Genomic DNA, 1,445 nt, shown 5'->3' with positions numbered 1-1,445 from the left:
ACGGCGTATGTGATCTTCACGTCGGGTTCGACGGGTCGTCCGAAGGGTGTGGCGGTGCCGCATCGGGCGGTGGCGAATCAGTTGGTGTGGAAGGTTGCGGCGTTCGGGTTGGGGCCGGGCGATGCGGTGTTGCTCAAGACTGCGGCGACGTTCGACTTGTCGGTGTGGGAGTTCTGGTCGGCGTTGGTTTCGGGTGGCCGGTTGGTGGTGGCCGCGGCTGAGGGGCATCGGGATCCGGCGTATCTGCTGGGGTTGATGCGGTCGGCGTCGGTGTCGACGTTGCATGTGGTGCCGTCGATGCTCGAGGCTCTGTTGACGGCGGCGTCGTCTGCGGGTTCGGGTGGTGTGTTGGCGTCGTCGTTGCGTCGGGTGTTGGCGATCGGTGAGGCGTTGCCGGGGTCGGTGGCGCAGCGGTTCCGGTCGGTGAATCCGGGTGTGGGGCTGTTCAATCTGTACGGTCCGACGGAGGCTGCGGTGTCGGTGACCTGGCACGAGGTGTCGGATGCCGATGTGGTGGGTGTGCCGATCGGTGTGCCGGAGTGGAATGTGTCGGCGTTCGTGCTGGACGAGCGGTTGCGTCCGGTGCCGGTGGGTGTTGCGGGTGAGTTGTATCTGTCGGGTGTGCAGTTGGCTCGGGGGTATTTCGGTCGGCCGGAGTTGACGGCGGATCGGTTCGTGGCGAACCCGTTCGCCGGTGGGGCGAGCGGAGCGGCGGGGGACGTCACCGCCGGGGCGCGGATGTATCGCACCGGTGACCTGGTGCGGTGGCTGCCGGACGGCTCGCTGGACTACCTCGGCCGTACCGATTTCCAGGTGAAGGTGCGTGGTTTCCGGATCGAGCTCGGTGAGATCGAATCGGTTCTGCGGAACCAGGATTCGGTGTCCCAGGCCGTGGTCGTCGTGCACAGTGACCGGCACACGGGCGAGCAGTTGGTCGCCTACCTCGTGCCCGACGGCGAGCTCGACCTCGACACGGTGAAGCACTCGGCGGCGCGGGAGCTGCCGTCGTACATGGTGCCCACCGCGTGGGTGGTGCTCGACGCGCTGCCGCTGAACATCAACGGCAAGATCGATCGCAAGGCCTTGCCGGCGCCGCAGGTGGTGCAGCGCGAGTTCCGGGCACCCACGACCCCGGTCGAGGAGGCGGTCGCCGCGGTGTTCGCCGAGGTGCTCGGCGTCGAGCGGGTCGGCTTGGACGACGACTTCTTCGCGCTCGGCGGGAATTCGCTGGTCGCGACGCAGGTGACGGCCCGGCTGGGTGCGGCGCTGGATGCGCAGGTGCCGGTGCGGACGGTGTTCGAGGCGTCGACGGTGGCGGCGCTGGCGGCGGCGGTGGAGTCGCACGCCGGTTCCGGTGCGCGGGCGGCGCTGACGGCGCGTCCGCGTCCGGAGCGGGTGCCGTTGTCGCTGGCGCAGCAGCGGATGTGGTTCCTCAACCGCTTCGA

At 68.8% G+C, this 1,445-nt stretch carries 1 protein-coding gene; it reads left to right on the top strand.

The genetic code is table 11. The features are described from left to right. The coding region (locus tag QR64_RS05930) for a non-ribosomal peptide synthetase (RefSeq protein ID WP_039584506.1) at positions 1-1,445 on the top strand (1,445 nt) is incomplete at both ends.

The organism is Rhodococcus sp. Chr-9 (genome assembly GCF_000801125.1).
GTDB lineage: Bacteria > Actinomycetota > Actinomycetes > Mycobacteriales > Mycobacteriaceae > Rhodococcus > Rhodococcus pyridinivorans.
Note: the sequence above shows the minus strand (reverse complement) of the source record. Positions and strands in the feature narration are given on the sequence as shown.